Here is a 19,164-nt window from a genome sequence, read left to right on the forward strand (position 1 = left end):
ACTTCCCTCGGAAAAAAGTCGCCGAGGGTAGCGTTGAATCGGTGAAATCCGAAATGCCCGTTGCTTACTTCTTCAGGGCCCGTGGCCCCAATACGCCGATCATCGTGTGGATCCCATATGCCGATCATGGCCTGGCTCCATTACGCCGATCATGCGCTGGACCCTATACGCCGATCCTCAAGTGGCTCCAATGTGCCGATCGCTGACACTTTACAGGAGATTCGACCATGAAGACCGGGAATCCTCGTCGTCACGACATGTGCGGCCCGTGTGCAGACTTTCGGAAACGCGGATGCCGCGGACTTTGCCGCCGGCAGCAAGGCTGCCGGGCATTTTGCGCGCCTGGCGCAGACCGTCCGCGATCTCGACGTCGAGGAGGCGCGGCAGGATGGCGGCGCGGCGACGGCGAAGGAGGTTCTGTTCGATTCGCTGCGCCTCGATCTGCAGGGAATCGCCCGCACGGCGCGCGCCATCGATGCCGGCGAACCGGGCGTCGCCGACCGCTTCCGCAGCCCTGCCGGCGTGAACCAGAAAGCGCTGCTCACCGCCGCCGATGCCTTTGCGCGCGAATTCGCCGACCCGGCCGTCGCGACGAAGTTCCTCGCTTGCGAATTGCCGGCGGATCAATCCGCCCCGGTCGGCCGGCTGCGGGTTGGCAGCGAGGCACGGCGTTGTAGCGAAGCAAGGCGACGAACCGACGTCCGGCAGTGCTGCGCACGGTTTTGGCGTCGGGAGGTCGCCATGCGTGGCTGATCGACCCTGCGGCGATCTGGCGGCAACGAAGGGTTTTCGCCCGTAGCCGCCGGTCTCACGCCAAGAGTCCAGGACCCCACGGGCATACCCTGCCCGAAAGTTGCACGGTGCCGGCCTGGATTCGCACGTCTCTGGCTTCGACTCGCACGCCCCTGGCTCCAACTCGCACGCCCCTGGCTCCAACTCGCACGCCCCTGGCTTCGACTCGCACGCCCCTGGCTCCAACTCGCACGCCCCTGGCTTCGACTCGCACGCCCCTGGCTTCGACTCGCACGCCCCTGGCTTCGACTCGCACGCCCCTGGCTTCGACTCGCACGCCCCTCGCTCCAACTCGCACGCCCCTGGCTTCAACTCGCACGTCCCTGGCTTCAACTCGCACGTCCCTGGCTTCGACTCGCACGCCCCTCGCTTCAACTCGCACGCCCCTCGCTTCAACTCGCACGCCCCTGGCTTCGACTCGCACGTCCCTGGCTTCGACTCGCACGCTCCTGGCATCGATTGCGCTGCGGTTGCGGTGACGATCTCGCACCGCCGCGGCTCGATCAGACAGGCTGCCGCCCCTCTCGCATCGCTGCCGGTCGGCTGCCATCACACGTGGCGACCGACCGCGAGCTGGGCGGAGCAGCGCGCTGCGCCACGCCAACCGGATGCGAAGAACACCCACGCACGGGCAAAAGAGGTAACATCAAAACTGTATTTACATACAGCCTTTGCGCCGCCTGCCCTGCCGCAAACAGGCGGACATCCCTTCCTTCACTGCCGCACCGCATGCCCACCGACCCGCCGCCCGACTACGCCGAACTGCACTGCTGTTCGAACTTCTCCTTCCTGCGCGGCGCCTCGCATCCGGAGGAACTGGTCGAAGCGGCGCAGGCGCTCGGCTACAGCGCACTGGCGATCACCGACGAGGCGTCGCTGGCCGGCGTCGTGCGGGCGCACAAGGCCGCCCGCGACTGCGGGCTGCAGCTGATCATCGGCGCCGAGTTCCGCCTCGCCGACAGGAATCAGGAGGGCTTGCGGCTGCTCCTGCTGGCGCAGAACCGCGCCGGTTACGGCAACCTGTCGGCGTTGATCACGCTCGCCCGCCGGCGCTCGCGCAAGGGCGAATACCGCCTGCTGCGCAGCGACTTCGAGACTCCCAACATGCTTCCCGGCGGCAGCGGTGCCGTGCCGGACTGCCTGGCGCTCTGGGTCGCCGAGCCGGGCGACAGCGCCGACGCGGGTCGCTGGCTGGCGCAGCGCTTTCCGGCGCGTGCCTGGCTCGCCGTCGGCCTGCATTGCGGCGCCGACGACGCGCAGCGGCTGGCCGACCTGCTGGCACTGGCGCGCGCCAGCGGCCTGCCGGCGGTCGCCACCGGCGACGTCCACATGCACCGGCGCGGCCGCCGCGCGCTGCAGGACACGCTGACGGCGATCCGCCTGCGCAGCACGCTGTCGGCCGCCGGGCACGCGCTCTTCGCCAATGGCGAGCGGCACCTGCGGAGCCGCCTGCGGCTGGCGCGTCTCTATCCGCCGGAACTGCTGGCCGAAACGCTGCACATCGCCGGACGCTGCAGTTTCTCGCTCGACGAGCTGCGCTACGAGTATCCGGACGAAGTCGTGCCGCCAGGCCAGACGCCTGCCTCCTTCCTGCGCCACGAAGTCGGGCGCGGCCTGCAGCGGCGCTATGGCGGCAGCGTCCCGGCCGGCGTCGGCGAGCGCGTCGAACACGAACTCGCACTGATCGGCGAACTGTCCTACGAGCCCTACTTCCTGACCGTCTACGACATCGTCAACTTCGCCCGCAGCCGTGGCATCCTCTGCCAGGGACGCGGCTCGGCGGCCAACTCGGCGGTCTGCTACTGCCTCGGCATCACCGAAGTCGATCCGGGCCGATCGCAGTTGCTCTTCGAGCGCTTCATCTCGCGCGAGCGCGGCGAACCGCCGGACATCGACGTCGATTTCGAGCATGAGCGACGCGAGGAGGTCATCCAGTACCTCTACGCCCGCTACGGCCGCGAACGCGCTGCGCTGACGGCGGCGGTGAGCACCTACCGGACGCGCGGCGCGCTGCGCGACGTCGGCCGCGCCCTCGGTTTCGGCCTGGCGCAGATCAATGCCCTGACCGGCTCGCTCGCCTGGTGGGACCGGCGCGAGCAACTGCCCGCCCGCCTGCAGGCCGTCGGCCTCGATCCGGCGGCACCGCGAGTCGCCCGCTGGCTGCTGCTCGCCGACACGCTGCGCGGCTTCCCGCGTCACCTGTCGCAGCATGTCGGCGGCTTCGTCATCGCCCGCGGCCCGCTCGCCCGCCTGGTGCCGGTGGAGAATGCGGCGATGCCCGAACGCACCGTGATCCAGTGGGACAAGGACGATCTCGACGCGCTCGGGCTGCTGAAGATCGACATCCTGGCGCTCGGCATGCTGTCGGCGATCCATCGTGCGCTCGACCTGTGCGGCTACCGCCTGGCGGACATCCCACCCGAGGATCCGGCGGTCTACGAGATGCTCTGCGCCGCCGATACGGTCGGCGTCTTCCAGGTCGAGTCACGGGCGCAGATGGCGATGCTGCCGCGCCTGCAGCCGCGCCACTTCTACGATCTGGTGATCGAGGTGGCGCTCGTCCGCCCGGGCCCGATCCAGGGCGACATGGTCCATCCCTATCTGCGCCGCCGCCACGGCCGGGAGGCGATCGAGCCGATGCGGCCGGAGATCGCCGCCGTTCTCGGCCGCACCTGCGGTGTGCCGATCTTCCAGGAGCAGGTGATGCAGCTCGCCGTCGTCGCCGCCGGCTTCACTCCCGGCGAGGCCGACCAGCTGCGCCGGGCGATGGCCGCCTGGCGGCGCAAGGGCGGGCTCGAACCCTTCGAGCAGAAGCTGACCGCCGGCATGCGCCAGCGCGGCCACGACGAAGCCTTCGCGCAGCGCATCTGCGCGCAGATCCGCGGCTTCGGCGAGTACGGCTTCCCGGAGTCGCACGCCGCATCGTTCGCCCTGCTGGTCTATGTCTCGGCCTGGCTCAAGCGCCACCATCCGGCGGCCTTCCTCTGCGCACTGCTCAACAGCCAGCCGATGGGCTTCTACTCGCCCTCACAACTGCTGCAGGACGCGCGCCGGCATGGCGTCGAGCTGCGCCCGGCGACGGTCGGCGCCAGCGACTGGCAGGCGCGGCTCGAAGACCACACCGGGTCCACCGCGACGGCCGCCAGCCCGGCCGTTCGCCTCGGGCTCGCCAGCATCGCCGGACTGCCGCAGGCGGCGGCAGGCCGCCTGCAGGCGGCACGCGCGCAGCGACCATTCGCCAGCCTCGCCGACCTCGCCACCCGGGCACGGCTGCAACGCCGGGATCTCGACCTGCTGGCGGCAGCCGGCGCGCTCGCCGATCTCGCCGGCCATCGCCGGCAGGCTGCCTGGGCTGCCGCCGGTGTCAGCCTGCAGCTCGACCTGCTGCACGACGCGCCGCCGCCGGAACGGACTCCGGACCTCGCCGAACCGTCGGAAGCCGAGAACCTGATCGCCGACTACGCCAGCAGCGGCCTCAGCCTCGGTCGCCATCCACTGTCTCTGCTGCGCAGTCGCCTGACGGCGCAACGCTTCGTCACCGCCCGCCAGTTGCAGGCGGCAGCCGACCGCCAACTGCTGCGCGCTGCCGGCATCGTCACCTGCCGGCAGCGACCGGGGACCGCCAGCGGCATCGTCTTCGTCACCCTTGAGGACGAAACCGGTCTGGCCAACATCGTCGTCCATTCGCGGCTGGTCGAGCGGCAACGCCGCGAACTCCTCGGCGCCCGCCTGCTCGGCGTCCTCGGGCAAGTGCAGCGCGAGGGAGAGGTCGTGCATCTGGTCGCCAAACGGCTTGTCGACCTGAGCGCGCTGCTCGGCCGGCTGCCGACGACGAGCCGCAACTTCCACTGACGGCTGGTGGACGGCGTCGCGCGCGCCTGCCTGGCCAGCGGCCGGCAGCACGGGCAGCGCGGGCAGCGGCTTTCTACGCGAGCAACTCGGCGTAGAGGTCGTGCTCGTCGGCGTCGACCACCCGCACGCGCAGGAAGTCGCCCGGCGCGGCGGCAAAATGGTCGTTGATGAACACCAGGCCGTCGATCTCCGGTGCGTCGGCCGCCGAACGGGCGATCGTCCCCTCGTCATCGACCTCGTCGACGAGCACATCGATCTCGCGCCCGATCTTCGCCGCCAGCAGCTCGGCCGAGATGTCCTCCTGCAACTCCATCAGCCGCTGCCGGCGTTCCTCGCGCACCTCCTCCGGCACGGCGCCGGGCAGCTCATTGGCGGTCGCCCCGTCGACCGGCGAGTAGGCAAAGCAGCCGACGCGATCGAGCCGTGCCTCGGCGATGAATGCCAGCAGTTCGGCAAAATCGGCCTCGCTCTCGCCGGGGAAACCGGTGATGAAGGTGCTGCGCACCGTCAGCTGCGGGCAGATGGCGCGCCAGGTCCGCAGGCGCTCGAGATTGTTCTCGGCGCTCGCCGGCCGTTTCATCGCCGCCAGGATGCGCGCGCTGGCATGCTGGAACGGGACGTCGAGGTACGGCAGGATGCGGCCCTCGGCCATCAGCGGCAACAGCGCATCGACGCTCGGATAGGGATAGACGTAATGCAGCCGCACCCAGATGCCGAGTTCCGCCAGCGCCTCGCAGAGTTCGCGCAGCCGGGTGCGCAGCGGCCGCCCGCCGACGAAGCCGGTGCGGTACTTCAGGTCGACGCCGTAGGCGCTGGTGTCCTGCGAGATCACCAGCAGTTCGCGCACGCCCGCTTCGGCGAGCGTTCGCGCCTCCTGCAGCACCTCGCCGATCGGCCGGCTGAGCAGTGGACCACGCAGCGACGGGATGATGCAGAAGGTGCAGCTGTGGTTGCAGCCCTCGGAAATCTTCAGGTAGGCGAAATGCTGCGGTGTCAGCTTCACCCCCTGTGGCGGCAGCAGGCTGGTGAATGGATCGTGCGGCTGCGGCAGGTGGGCGTGCACATGCTGCAGCACCTCGTCCGTCGCGTGCGGACCGGTCACCGCCAGCACCTGCGGGTGCGCCTCGCGGATCAGATCGGCACGCGCACCGAGGCAGCCGGTGACGATCACCTTGCCGTTCTCGTTCAGAGCCTCACCGATCGCCTCGAGCGACTCGGCCACCGCGGCGTCGATGAAGCCGCAGGTGTTGACCACCACCAGATCGGCTCCTTCGTATGAAGGCGAGATCAGGTAGCCCTCGGCGCGCAGCCGGGTGAGAATGTGCTCGGAGTCGACCAGCGCCTTCGGGCACCCCAGCGAGACGAAACCGATGTTTTTCGGCGTGGACATGGCTTGGCCTGCCGCTCGAATGAAAGGACTGGGAGTATACAACCTACAACCCGGGCAGCCCGCCTGCGCGAACGGGGTGCCGGCGCCGGACCGTTTCTCCGGTGGCCGGACGGACGCGCCCGGCGGCGATTGGCCGTGCTATATTGCGCGCCGGCGGCACGGGCCACTGCCGGCAACAGCACCTGGGCCGGGAGCCGGAACCGGCCTTGCGAGCGGCAGGACGCGAGGCACCTGCCGGGCCGCTCCCGGATCGCCGCCACGCGCGCCCACCGGCGACCGGGACGGCGGCGCTCGCCGGCATCGACGACAACGGCAGGACATGAAGAAACAGTACATCGTCGGCATCGACCTCGGAACCAGCAATACCGTCGTCGCCTACGCCGCACCCGGCAGCCGGCAAGTCGAGCTGTTCGCGATCGAGCAACTCGTCGGCCCCGGCCAGGTCGCTGCGCGGCCACTGCTGCCTTCGGTGCGCTACCATCCGGCCGCCGGCGAGATCGACCCCGACGAGCTGCAACTGCCGTGGCCGGTCGCGGAGAGCGCGGCGCCGGTGGTCGCCGGTCGCCTGGCGCTCGATCTGGGCGGCCAGGTTCCCGGTCGGCTGGTGGCGAGCGCCAAGAGCTGGCTGTCGCACGCGGCGGTCGATCGCCTGGCGCCGATCCTGCCCTGGGGCGCCGACGACACGGTACACAAGGTGTCGCCGGTCGGCGCCAGCGCCAGCTATCTGGCGCATGTGCGGGCCGCCTGGCTGCACCGCTTTCCGCAGGCGCCGCTGGAGCAGCAGCAGCTCGTCCTGACCGTTCCCGCCTCCTTCGACGAAGGCGCCCGTGCCCTGACGCTGGCGGCAGCGCGGCAGGCCGGGCTGGCCAACCTGCGCCTGCTCGAGGAACCGCAGGCGGCCTTCTACGACTGGCTCTTCCGCCATCAGCAGCGGCTTGCCGACGAACTCGCGGCAACGCGCCTGCTGCTCGTCTGCGACGTCGGCGGCGGCACCACCGACCTGACGCTGATCCAGGTCGGGCTGCGCGACGGCGAGCCGGTGCTGACACGCATCGGCGTCGGCGATCACCTGATGCTCGGCGGCGACAACATGGATCTCGCCCTCGCCCACCTCGTCGAATCGCGCCTGCCGGCCGGCGAAGCGCGCCTGTCGGCGGCGCGCTTCGCACAGCTTGCAGCGCGCTGCCGCGTGGCGAAGGAGCAGCTGCTCGCCGCCGCAGCGCCGGAATCGGTTCTCCTGACGTTGCTCGGCAGCGGCTCGCGGCTGCTCGGCGGCGCGCGCAGCGTCGAACTGCGTCGCGACGAAGCGCGCCAGGTTCTGGTCGACGGCTTCCTGCCCGAGGTGACGATCGACGATGCGCTGCAGCAGCGGCGCGCCGCGATCGTCGAGTTCGGCCTGCCCTACCCCGCCGACCCGGCGATCAGCCGCCATCTCGCCGCCTTTCTGCGGCGGCACGCAGCGGCGGCGCGACAGGCGCTCGGCGACGGCGAACAGGTGCCGGCGGTGCCGGTTCCCGACACGCTGCTTTTGAATGGTGGTGTCTTTCGCGCCGCCGCGCTCGCCGAACGGCTGCAGTCGATCCTCGGCGCCTGGCGCGGAGCGCCCCTGCGCGTCCTGCACAACGCCGACCCCGACGTCGCCGTCGCGCGCGGCGCAGTCGCCTGCGCGCTCGTCGGCCGCGGGCACGGCCGGCGGATCGGTGGCGGATCGGCGCGCAGCTACTTCCTCGTCCTCGACGATCGTGACCAACCGGCGCGTGGCATCTGCCTGCTGCCGCGCGGCAGCGAGGAGGCACACGAGATCCCGCTGCCCGAGCGCAGCTTCAGCCTGCGCCTCGGCCAGCCGGTGCGTTTTCATCTCGCGTCTTCGGTCGCGGACACCGCTTACCGTCCCGGCGAGATCACCAGCCTGGCCGATGAAGAGTTCATCCGCCTGCCGCCAATCGCCACCGTCGTCGACGCGCCCGCCGGCAGCCGGCAGCGCGAGGTGCGCGTGCAACTGACGACCGCGATGAGTGCGGTCGGGACGCTCGAGATCCACTGCGTCAGCAGCGAAGACCCCGCACGGCGCTGGCTGCTCGAGTTCGAGATGCGCACTGCCGGCGGCGTCGAGGCAGCGGCCGCGAGCGGCCTGCCGGCACGCTTCGCCGACGCGGTGCAGGCGATCGAGCGCGTCTTCGGCGCCAGTTCGCAGCCGCTCGACAGCAAGGAGGTGCGGCGACTGCGCGGCCAGCTCGAGCATCTGCTCGGTCGGCGCGAAGATTGGGAAATGCCGCTGCTGCGCGCGCTGTTCGACGCCCTGCTGCAACGCGCCCGGCGGCGGCGGCGTTCGCCCGAGCACGAGCGGCTGTGGTGCAACCTCGCCGGCTTCTGCCTCCGTCCGGGGCTCGGCGACGCGCTCGACGACTGGCGCAGCGAGCAGCTTTGCGAACTGCTGCCGCAGGGCATCCAGTATGCCAACGAGAGCCAGAACTGGTCGGAATGGTGGACGCTCTGGCGACGGGCTGCCGGCGGCCTGCCGGCCACCGCCCAGGAACGCCTACTCGGCGAGCTGGCGCCCGCCCTGCGCAGCGGGGCGACCAGGGGCAGTGTTCGGGCGGCGGCGGTCGCCGGCAGCCACGACGACATGCTGCGCCTGATCGCTTCGCTCGAGAGACTGCCGGTCGAGCGCAAGATCGAGACCGGCAACTGGTTGCTCGGGCGGCTGCGCCGCGGCGTCGAGAAGCCCCTCGGCTGGTGGGCCCTGGGGCGTATCGGCGCGCGCCAGGCGCTGTACGGCAGCGCGCACCAGGTGGTACCGCCCGACGTTGCCGGCCGCTGGCTGGAAGCGCTGCTGGCGACCGACTGGAAGAAGGTCGAGCCAGCCGCTTTCGCCGCCACGCAGATCGCCCGCCTGACCGGCGATCGCGCCCGTGACCTGTCGCCGGAACTGCGCCGGACGGTGCTCGCGCGCCTCGCCGCGAGCAATGCCAGCGTCACCTGGAGCGAGCAGCTGACGAGCGTCGCCGAACTCGACAAGGCCGACGAACGGCGTGCCTTCGGCGAGTCGCTGCCGGCCGGCCTGCGACTGATCCGCGAGGACAGGCGCGCAGACTGAGAGGTTGTGAAGAAATCGTCGCGAGCAGGCCGAGATGCAAGGCGCGAGCGAGCGAACGACGAGACATATCGGATGGATAGGCGAGGAGTGAGCGAGTGGGCAACGCCGCAGATCGGTCGCGCAGTAGATTCATTCACAACCTCTGAGACCGACGCGGGCGATCGTCGGCACTGCGGCGCCGCCGGGACCGGCGACAGATCGCGTGCGGCGCGGTATCATCACCAACCGCGGACCAGAAGCTGGTCCTGGCGGCCGTCCGCCCCGAAGTGTGTGGCGATTTTCGAGGAGGAGCAATGCACGCGCAACGAGGAAAAGACCGGCGTCAGCAGCAATCCGGCCCCCCGCCCGGCATGGCGGAACGCCGCTGCGGCGTCGAACGGCGGACCCTGCATGTGACCCCTGAGTCGATCGCCGTGGTCGAGGCGCGGGTCGCGACGCTGAGACGCCGACCGCAGGGCCCGGATGCCGGTGACGGATCGGGCTGGGACAAGCTGATCGTCCCGCTCGACTAATCGGCGCCCGGCGACCGGCTACGACTGGCCGCCGGCCCGGTCGTCGCTGCGGCACCCGCCGGCAGCAGACCACTGGCGCGCAGCACGCGCCGCCGTACCGCTTCCCGCAGCAGGTCGACGCCCGCCGGCGTCGCCAGCGTCAACCGCGAGCGCGCCCGTGTGATCCCCGTGTACAGCAGTTCGCGCGTCAGGACCGGACTCGCCGCGTCCGGCAGGAGCAGCGCCGCATGCGCGAACTCGGAACCCTGTGCCTTGTGCACGGTGAGCGCATACGCCGTCTCCACGGCCCGCAGGCGGGTCGGCAACACCCAGCGGATGCCCTGCTCCTCGCCGGTGACCGGAAAGGCGACGCGCAGGGTCGACTCGCCGGCAGCACCGCCAGGCACCTCGAGGACGATGCCGATGTCGCCGTTCATCAGTCCCAGGCTGTATTCGTTGCGCGTCACCAGCAGCGGCCGGCCGGGGTACCAGCCGTGTGCCGCCCGGATCAGCCCGGCCGCTTGCAGGACATCGGCGATGCGCTGGTTGAGGCCGGCGACACCCCAGGTGCCGAGCCGCAGGGCGCACAGCACCTGGAACTCGCCGTGCGCCGCGAGGATCGCCCGCGCCCAGGCGGCGAAGGCCGCTGCCCCGGCCGTGCGTGGCGGCCGTCGCTCGCGCATCAGCTGCAGGTAGTGCCGATAGCCGCTGCCGGCGGCCGGCGTCTGCCCACCATCGATGACCAGCTCGCCGAAGGCCTGCCCGTCGTCGCCGGACAGTTCACGGAACGCCAGATCCGCCGGCGGCTGCCGCCAGAGCTCTTCCAGCCGCTGCGTGTCGCCCGCGTTCACCGCTGCCGCCAGCCGGCCAATGCCGCTCGCCGCCGCGAAACGATGGCTGTGGCGCAACATGACCACCGCCTGGTCGAGTGCGCCGCCCTGCGGGTCGACCAGCGCCGGCGCGATGCGCTCGCCGCTGACGGCGCTCAACCAGTCGCAGGTCGCTGGCAGGTAATGGCCGTCACCGGCGCGCCGGCACAGTTCGCCGAACACCGCTCCCGCCTCGACCGAGGCCAGCTGATCCCGGTCACCGAGGAGGACGAGCCGGGCAGTGCCCGGCAGCGCGGCGAACACCGCCGCCATCATCTCGAGGTCGACCATCGATGCTTCGTCGATCACCAGTAGATCGACCGCCAACGGGTTGCCCGCATGGTGGGCAAAGCGCCGGGTGTCGGGACGAGCGCCGAGCAGGCGATGCAGCGTCGCCACCCGGTCGGGAATCGCCGCCCGCACGGACTCGGCATCGGCCACCCCGGCGAGCGACAGCGACGCGCGCGCGCGGGTGATCGCCGCGCCCAGCCGCGCCGCCGCCTTGCCGGTCGGCGCCGCCAGCCGGATGCGCAGGGGCCGCAGCGCTTGCCCCGCGGCGGCGAACGCCAGCGCCTGGAGCAAGGCGAGCAGACGCAGCACGGTCGTCGTCTTGCCGCTCCCCGGCCCGCCGGTGATGATGCTGAAGGCGCTGCCGGCGGCCAGCGCGCAGGCCAGCTTCTGCCAGTCGGGGCGCTCGCCCGCGGCGGGCGGAAACAGCGCGGCGAGCGTCGCCCGCAGCGCCGCCGCCGGCAGCGCTGCGCGCAGTTGCGGCGAGCCGGCCAGCCGCCGCTCGATCGCCGCGCGCACATCCTGCTCGTACTGCCAGTAGCGACGCAGATACAGCCTCCCGTCGGCGAGCACCAGCGGCGTCGTGCCGCTGCCGCCGGCGACCAGTTGCGGATGTGCGAGGGCTTCGAGCCAGGCCGCCAGGCGCAGGCCGGCGAGCACCTCCTCCGGCCGCAGCGACGGACCCGCTGCGGGCAGCCGCTCGTCGCCCGCCGGCGGCAGCGACAGCGCCTGACCGGGAGCGGCGAGCGCCGCCGCGAGGTCGAGACAGGCGTGGCCGCGACCGAGCTGGTGGCTGGCCAGTGCGGCGGCGAGGATCAGCCACGGCGACGCGTTGGGCACCTCCTGCCAGAGGAAGTCGGCGAAAGCGACGTCGAGCGGGCGCAGCCACTGGCGCTCGCGCCACTGCCGCAGCAGAAGGCGCATCGCCGCTCGCTCGCCCATCGCCGCCGCAGTCAACACTGTCGCGCCACTTGCCGGCCGGCAAACAGCGCATCGAGTTCGTCGATCAGTCGCCGCGGCGGCCGTTCGACGTGCAGGCCGCGGCAGGCCGAGTCGCCACCACGCAGGAAGACGTACACCGCCGCGCCGACATGACGATCGTAGTCGTAGTCAGGCAGCCGCGCGCGCAGCAAGCGGTGCAGCGCAACGAGGTAGAGCACGTATTGCAGGTCGTAGCGGGCGTGCAGGATCGCTTCGCGCAGCGCTGCCGGGGTGTATGCGGCAGCCGCCGGTCCCAGCCAGTTCGATTTGTAATCCACCACGTAATGGCGCCCCTGATGTTCGAAGACGAGATCGATGAAGCCCTTCAGCATGCCGTTGAGCTGGCCGGCCTGCAATGCCGGGCGCGGCGCGCCGGCAAGGGTGTGGCGGCAGACCAGCTGGTCGACCTGCAGCAGCTCGACCGCGTGCACCGGCAGCCAGAACTCCATCTCGGCGCGTGCCACCGCCAGCTCGCGCAGCCGCAGCGTCGTCGCCGCTACCGCCTCGCCGGCCGGCAATTCCCACGGCCGCGTCAGGAAACCCTGCAGCCAGGCCGAGAGCAGTCCGATCCACTGCTCGCGGCCGCTCGTGCGGCAGCAGCGCGCCACCAGTTCGTGGCGCAGTGCGGCGTCGCCGGCAACCTGCGCGAAACCCTCGGCGGCACTCGCCTCGAGCAAGCCGTGGAGGAAGGTTCCGGCTTCGGCGCCGCGCGGAAACTCGTGCAGGGAAGCGGTGAGGACCGGCGCCGCCGCGGGCGCGGTGCCGAGGAGCCGTTCGCCCGTCTCCCGCGTCTCGCGCAGGATCTCCTCGGCGGCCGTCTCGGCCGCTGCCGGTGACGCCACGGCATCGTCGGCGGCGGCGATGCGCAGCGCGGAGTAGCTGGCGATCCACCAGTGCTCGCGCCACACCCGTGCCGACTCGCGGGCGCTGCCGACCTGGCGGCGACTCTCCGGCGTGCGGAAACGCTCATCGCTCGCCGCCGCCACCGGCACCAGCGCGATGTGCGGACAACCGGCGGCGAGCGCCTGCAGCCGCAGCGGCAGCTCGTCCGGCGCCAGTTCCTCGCCGCCGCCGAGCAGCTGGCCGAAGGCGCTCCGCTGCAGGCCGACGAGCGGCGCCACGCCCAGCCAGGTGAGATGCTGCGCCCGCGTCAGCGCGACGTAGAGCTTGCGCAGGTCCTCGGCCAGACGCTCGCGGTCGGCAAGGTCGACGATCACCGGGTCGCTGTTCAGCGACAGTTGCGGCCGACCAGCGGCATCATGCCACTTCAGCGGCGGCCTGCTGCGCGACGTGATCGCCCGGTAATTGCAGACGAAGGGCAGGAAGACGAGTGGATACTCGAGGCCCTTGGCCTTGTGTACCGTCACCACCTGCAGCAGTTCGGCGTCGCTTTCGAGGCGCAACTGCCGCGCATCACCGGCGGCGGCTGCCGCCGGCTGCCGCCGTTGCCCGGCGAGATGGCGAAGCAGCGCCTGCGGGCCATCGAGCAGGGCGCTCGCCTGCTGCAGCAGTTCGGCCAGATGCAGCAGGTTGGTCAGGATGCGTTCACCGCCCAGCGGCGGCTGCGCGCCTGGCGACGCGCCGGCAACGCGACCGAGCAGCCGGGCTGGCACCGAGAAATCGTGCAGCAACCGGCGCAGCATGGGCAACACACCCTGCCGCAGCCAGCACTCGCGATAACCGCGAAACTGGACGACGCGCGCCTCCCAGGCCGTTTCATCGTGCTGCAGGGCGTCGAGTTCGTGCCAGCCGAGCGCCAGCGTCGCCGTCGCCAGGGCGCTGCGCAGCAGGCGTGGATCATCCGGCTCGGCGACGGCGGCCAGCCAGTGCTGCAGCTCGCGGGCCTCGTCGCTGGCGAAGACGGAATCACGATCCGAGAGGTACACGCTGCGCACGCCGCGCTGCAGCAGCGCGCTGCGGATGGCGTCGGCCTCGCCGCGGTTGTTGACCAGCACCGCCATGTCCGCCGGACGCAGCGGCCGCAGACCGCCGGCGGCGACGAAGCCGGCGCGACCGGCCTGGCCGAGATTGAGCAGGTGGACGATCTCCTCGGCGCAGGCGACGGCCATCAGCGCGAGATATTCGGTCTTGCTCAGGCCCTTGTCACCTGCTGCCGGCAGGACGCCGGCGACGAGCGCCGGGAGCCTGGCGCCGTCGACCTGCAACGCGTCCGCACGTCCCTGCGCCTGCGCCGCCTCGAAAGGCAGCGGATTGCCCGCTGCGCTGCGAAAGCCGAAGGCGCCACTCCCCGCGCGGCGTTGCTCGGCGAAGGCGAAGCAGTGGTTGGTCGCCGCCACCATCTCCCGGCTGGCGCGAAAGTTCGTCAGCAGCGTGTAGATGCCGCCGCTGCAGGCGCCTCTGGCGGCCAGGTAGGTATGGATGTCGGCGCCACGAAACGCATAGATCGCCTGCTTCGGATCGCCGATCAGGATCAGCGCCGCTGGCGCAGAGTCGGGCGCCGGCCGATAGACGGCGTCGAAGATCCGGTACTGCACCGGGTCGGTGTCCTGGAACTCGTCGATCAGCGCCACCGGGAACTGCCGCCGGATCGCTGCCGCCAGCCGTTCACCGCCATCGCCCTGCAGTGCCGCCGCGAGCCGCGTCAGCAATTCGTTGAAGCCCATCTGCGCGCGTGCTTCCTGCTCGCCGGCGAAACGCTCCGCCACCCAGCGCGCGGCGTGGCAGAGCACCTCGTCCCGCGCCTGCGGCAGCGCCGCCAGTTCGTCCGCCAGCCCGGCGATCGCCAGCAACGCCGGATGCTCCGGCGGCGCGCCGGATTTCCAGGCATCGAGCAGCCCGGCCGGCGTCAGTCGCCGCCAGCCTGTCTTCAGATCCGGGCTGCCCACCGCGGCATCCTCGTGCCAGGCGCGCAGGGCTTCCAGCCATGGTCGGTAATGGCGGCCCTGCAGCTTGCGGCCGTCGACCAGCCGCTGCGCGACCGCCGCGTCGAGCAGATCCTGCAATTCGCCCACCCAGCTCCGCCACGGCGCCTTGAGTTCGGCCAGCCGCTGCTGCCGTGCGCCGCGCGCACGTTCGAGGGTGAGCTGCGGTGTTGCGGCCTCGGGCAGCAGGGCGACGTCATCGGCGAGTCGCGCGACCACCGGTTGCAGCGCCTGCGGACCCGGCCACCACTGCCGCAGCTCGTCCGCCCCGGCAGCGTCGAGCGGTACGATGAAGGAGCGCCAGTAGTCGCGTACGACTTCCGCCAGCAGCTCCTGCTGGTCGCTCTCCAGTGTCTGCGCGAAGAGGCTGTTGCTGGCAAACGCGTGCTCGCGCAGCATGCGGTTGCACCAGCCATGAATCGTCGATACCGCCGCATCGTCCATCGCCTCGGCCGCGAGCTGCAGCGTGCGGGCGCAGCCCGGCCACTGCTGCGGCGGGTACTCCGCGCGCAGCGCCTGCAAGGCGGCGTCGCCGTCGGCGTCGGCAGCTGTCGCCGGGTCGCTGCGGAAACAGGCGGCAGCAGCGGCAAGGCGGCGGCGGATGCGGTCTCGCAGTTCCTCGGTCGCCGCTTCGGTGAAGCTGACGACGAGGATCTCCGCCGGCGTCAGTGGCCGCATGCCTGAACCGCCGCTGCCATGGCCGAGAATCAGGCGCAGGTAGAGGGCAGCGATGGTGAAGGTCTTGCCGGTGCCGGCGCTCGCCTCGATCAGCCGCAGGCCGCTGAACGGCAGGCACAGCGGGTCGAGCACCTGGCGTGGCAGGACGCCATCGCCGCTCGCCATGGCGCCGCTCACGCCGCTTCTCCGGCGGCGACCGGCCGACGGCCGGGCCGCGGATCGGCCGCCGTCAGCGCCGCGTGCAGCGGCCGCAACAGGCGCTCGGCGAGGACGAAGAACTCGCCGCCAGCGGTCAGGAGCCGGAAGTCCGGATAGACGCGGCGCAGGCAAGGGTCCCGGTCGACCTCGCCCGACTGTTGCTCGCCGCCGTCGTACACCTTCCGCGCATCCTCCTCGCTGCCCGCGTGCAGCCAGGAAAAGGCCGCTCGCACCGCCAGCGGCAACGGCCGACGCATGCCGTCGTGCCAGGCAACCAGCATCTGCTGCAGAAGGGCCGCCGCCGCGTCCGGCGGCAACGGGGCGAGCTCGATGTCGCACTGCTTGCCGACCAGCAGCGTCGTCAGTGGCCCGACCGCGATCTGCATTCCCAGGTGCCGCAGCCAGTGCCGGAGTACGGCGTCGCCACGAACCCGTTGGCCATCCATCAGTTCGCGGCTGTCGACGACGACTTGGCCGAGGTGGTCGGCGCCGTCACTGCGCACGCCGCCGAGCCAGTCGGCAATCTGCAGTGGCTGGTCGGCGATCGCCACCTCCAGGCAGAGTTCGTGTTCACCAGCCACCGCCAGCGGCCAGCGCGCGAGGGCCTGCCGATAGCGCGCGAAAAGCTCGTCGAGTGGTGCCAGCAGTTCGTCGCCCAGCGCCTCGCCGAAGGCGCCGGCCGGCAACGCACCGCGGCGGTCGATGGCGCCGAGCCGGGCACGGCCGGCGGCGCCGATGTCCTCGCCACGCTGCAGCGCCGCGAGCTCGGCGGCGATCAGCTCGTCCTGCAACTGCCAGCGAGCGAGTGCCTCGACGACGAACGGCTCCTGGTCTTCGCCGACCGGGTCGTCGGCGGCGAAGACGACGCCGAGACGCTGGCGGAGGAAGGATCGCACCGGATGCGCGAGAAAATCGGCCAGTTCGCGCAGCGACAGCGCTTCGTCGCGCACCAGCGGCGGCAACGGAACGTCGTTCCCGGGCCAGCGCCGATCACCCGACGGGCCCGCGTCCGCCAGCCATTCGCGCGCATAGGTGAACAGGCCGGTCGCCGCCGCCGGCGCCGGAAAGTACTCGGCACTGAATGGCTGCAGGCGATGCTCGACGGTCAGCGCGGCGAGCAACGCAGCGCCCGGCCCGGCGGCATCGGCATGCGCCGCGTCGGCCGCGCTGTCGGCGACCAGCCGCCAGCCGGCGGCGAGATGGTCGCGCAACTGGCCGACGAGTACCGACGGCGGTCGCGGACGGTTGTCGTTGATGCTGCGGCCGACCCACGAGATGTGCAGGTGTTCGCGCGCCGACAACAGGGCTTCGAGAAAGAGATAGCGATCGTCTTCGCGCCGCGACCGGTCGCCGGGGCGGTGATCGCCCGCCATGAGGTCGAAATCGGTCGCCGCCCGGCTGCGCGGATAGTCGCCATCGTTCATGCCGAGCAGGCAGACGCGCCGAAACGGGATGGCGCGCATCGGCATCAGCGTGGCGAAGGTGATCGCGCCGGCAAAGAAGCGCTGCGTCAACCCGCCTGCATCGAGGCTGGCGAGCCAGTGCGCACCCACCACCGACAGCGGCAGATCGGCGCTCAGCGCGGCGGCGTCGCACGCTTCCTGCCAGCGCTGCAGCGCGCCCTCGAGCTGCAGCAGGGTGAAGGCGTCGGCATCGTCGTCGGCAGCGAAGAAATCGGCCAGCAGTTGGCGCAGGCGGACACACCAGGTGGCGGCCGGCGCCGCGCTGCGCAGCATCCGCCAGGACGCCTGCAGCCGCTCGATCAGTTGCAGCAGCGGCCCGAGCGTCGCGGCGTCGATCCCGCCGATCTCGTCGTAGGGCTCGATCCCCTGCCAGGCGCCGGCGTCGGCACCGACGGCGTAACCGAGCAGCATGCGGCGGCAGCCGAACAGCCAGCTGTTCGCCGCCGCCTCTGCCGCCGGCCGCGGCAGGCCGAAGCTCGCCCGGTGCTCGGCGTGCAGGCCCCAGCGGATGCCAGCGCCACGAATCCAGCGATGCAGCAGCGGCAGGTCTTCCTCGGCGATCGCGAAGCGGCGCCGCAGCGCAGGCACCTCGAGCAGATCGAGGACGTCGCTCGCCGCCAGTCGCGACTGCGGCAGCGCCAGCAGCTTCTCGAGCGCCTGCAGCAACGGGTCGCACTGTCGCCGGCTCTGGTCGACGACGGCAAAAGGCAGGTAACGCGGATCATCGGCCGACAGCAGGCCGAAGACCGCCTGCACGTGCGCCGCGTAGGCACCGATGTCGGGCACCATGACGATGATGTCCTGCGGCCGCAGGCTCGGGTCGGCGTTGCAGGCGGCGACGAGCTGATCGTGCAGGATCTCGACTTCGCGCTGCGCGCTGTGCGCGACGTGGAAGCGCAGCGACGCGTCCTGTCGCGGATCGACCGCCGGCCAGCAGGCGCGCGTCTCGTGCAGCGGCCGCAGGTCGAGGATGTCGTCCTGCAGCTGTTGCAGCAGGCTGGCCGTGCCGCAGGTCGCGAAGAGGTCGATGCGCTGTTGGGTCGGCAGCCAGCCCCCGCCCGGCCGCTGCGCCGACTGCCCGTCGCACTCGTCGAGCAGGTCGATGAAGTCGCGCCCCTGCTTGCCCCAGGCCGCCAGCAAGGGCTGCGCATGCGCGTGCAGCAGCTCCGGCGGCAGTTCGCCGGGCATTCCCGGCCGCCTCGGCTGGCGGCCGCTGCTGCGCCGGAGCAGGTCGCGATCGGCGACGATGTCGGACCAGTGATGCCGGCACGGGTTGTGCACGCAGATCAGGATCTGCGTCCACCGCGCCAGCACGGCGAGCACTTCGAGCGCCTGCTGCGGCAGGCTCGAAATACCGAAGACCAGCAGCCGGCGTGGCAATCCGTCCGGCTGGCCGGACGCTGGCCACTGCCGTGCGCGCGCGATGAAGGCGGCATGGACTGCTGCGCGACTGGCCATCGCTGTCGCCGCGGACGCCGCTCCGCCGGCCACCACGTCAGCCAGAAGCGCGCGCCACAGCGCCGCCTGCCAGCGCTGCTCGGCCGGCAGCGGCCGGCTGTTGCCGCGACCGTCGGACAACAGGTCGCTGCCCGCTGCCCAGGCGGCGAGCCAGTCGGCCCGATAGACCTGATACTGGTCGAAGAGGTCGGCCAGGCGCTCGGCCAGCTGGAAACACTTGCGCTGCTCCTCATCGTGCGCGAGAAAGGCGCGCAGCGGTCCGTACTCCGGCCAGCTGCCGACTTCCGGCAACAGGCGCAACAGGCGCCAGAGCAACCGATCCTTGTCGAAGGGTGAGGATGCGGGCACCGCCTCGCGCCCGAGCAGCGCGCGATAGGCCTGCCAGAGGAAACGGGCCGGCAACGACACCTCGATCCCTGCCGCGATGCCACAACCGCCTGCTTCGCCGCCGGCACCCGCAGCATCGGCGGCAAGCGCCATCTTCAGCCACTGCGCGATGCCGTTGCTGTGCACGAGGATGAGCTCATCGTCGAGCGGCGGCAGCGGGTGCCGCTTGATCCAGGCAACCACCAGATCGCGCAGGATCTCGGGCTGGTTGCTGTGCACGACGATCAGGCCGGGTTCAGGAAGGGAAGGCAACGGGGTCTTCTCCGGGCAACGGGCAGGCGGCGGGCGACCAGGCGACGGTGACCGGGAAGCCGGTCATGCCGCCACGCCACGCGTCG

Annotated in this window: 8 protein-coding genes; 4 read left to right on the forward strand and 4 right to left on the reverse strand. The window is 71.3% G+C overall.

Annotated features, from left to right (window positions below; genetic code table 11):
* The first annotated feature begins 270 nt into the window (after positions 1-270).
* Entirely contained in the window at positions 271-753 is a 483-nt protein-coding gene (locus tag V5B60_RS17985) for a hypothetical protein (protein ID WP_332348823.1), read from the forward strand.
* Between the two features lie 768 nt (positions 754-1,521).
* Entirely contained in the window at positions 1,522-4,644 is a 3,123-nt protein-coding gene (locus V5B60_RS17990; protein ID WP_332348825.1) for an error-prone DNA polymerase, read from the forward strand.
* 73 nt (positions 4,645-4,717) lie between these two features.
* Here V5B60_RS17990 and rimO read toward each other — a convergent pair whose 3' ends face one another.
* Positions 4,718-6,034 (reverse strand): 30S ribosomal protein S12 methylthiotransferase RimO, encoded by a 1,317-nt coding sequence (rimO, locus tag V5B60_RS17995; protein WP_332348827.1) that lies wholly within the window; start codon positions 6,032-6,034, stop codon positions 4,718-4,720.
* A gap of 319 nt (positions 6,035-6,353) precedes the next feature.
* On the opposite strand from rimO, the gene V5B60_RS18000 reads away from it, so the two are divergent.
* Positions 6,354-9,131, forward strand: coding sequence for an Hsp70 family protein (locus V5B60_RS18000; RefSeq protein WP_332348829.1), 2,778 nt, complete (start codon positions 6,354-6,356; stop codon positions 9,129-9,131).
* Positions 9,132-9,424: 293 nt separating this feature from the next.
* Positions 9,425-9,643, forward strand: coding sequence for a hypothetical protein (locus V5B60_RS18005; protein WP_332348831.1), 219 nt, complete (start codon positions 9,425-9,427; stop codon positions 9,641-9,643).
* On the opposite strand, the gene recD is transcribed toward V5B60_RS18005, so the two are convergent.
* Genes recD through recC form a run of 3 tightly spaced genes read right to left on the reverse strand, consistent with a single transcriptional unit; the run spans position 9,640 to position 19,078 of the window.
* On the reverse strand, positions 9,640-11,703 hold the full coding sequence (gene recD / locus V5B60_RS18010; protein ID WP_332348833.1) for an exodeoxyribonuclease V subunit alpha: 2,064 nt from the start codon (positions 11,701-11,703) through the stop codon (positions 9,640-9,642). The genes V5B60_RS18005 and recD overlap by 4 nt on opposite strands.
* A gap of 29 nt (positions 11,704-11,732) precedes the next feature.
* The gene (gene recB / locus V5B60_RS18015) at positions 11,733-15,497 is read right to left on the reverse strand and encodes an exodeoxyribonuclease V subunit beta (protein WP_332348835.1); all 3,765 of its coding nucleotides are present in this window, start codon (positions 15,495-15,497) and stop codon (positions 11,733-11,735) included.
* Complete coding sequence (gene recC / locus V5B60_RS18020) at positions 15,494-19,078, reverse strand: exodeoxyribonuclease V subunit gamma (protein WP_332348837.1); 3,585 nt, start codon at positions 19,076-19,078, stop codon at positions 15,494-15,496. The genes recB and recC overlap by 4 nt, the downstream gene beginning before the upstream one ends.
* Positions 19,079-19,164: the final 86 nt, after the last annotated feature.

The sequence above is a fragment of the Accumulibacter sp. genome, assembly GCF_036625195.1.
Taxonomy (GTDB): Bacteria; Pseudomonadota; Gammaproteobacteria; order Burkholderiales; family Rhodocyclaceae; genus Accumulibacter.